Genomic DNA, 247 nt, shown 5'->3' with positions numbered 1-247 from the left:
CGGTCTGGACACACGGCTGCTGGTCAACTGCAATACCCCCGATGAATGGCGCGAGGCGAACGCATGAGAGTGCAACTGGAGGAGGACACGATCCGCACGCGGATCGACGAGGACGAACTGAGCGAACTGCTCCAGGACATCGCGTTGCTCGGATCCACCGCGTTCGGCAGGGTCTTCACCATGCGTTATGCGATCGACGCCACCGACAACGGCTGCACCCTGTCGGGCACGGCGCACGAATGGCGGA

General features: G+C 63.2%; 1 protein-coding gene. It reads left to right on the top strand.

Annotation, left to right across the window (positions count from 1 at the left end; genetic code table 11):
• Window positions 1–63: 63 nt before the first annotated feature.
• Window positions 64–247, top strand: a 184-nt coding sequence (locus tag ACR9ZH_RS18470; RefSeq protein ID WP_481292222.1) for a hypothetical protein, incomplete at its 3' end; no start/stop codon positions are given.

The organism is Luteibacter sp. SVR4-7G (assembly GCF_056755555.1).
The sequence above is the reverse complement of the archived record's forward strand: the minus strand, read 5'-3'. Positions and strand labels throughout refer to the sequence as shown.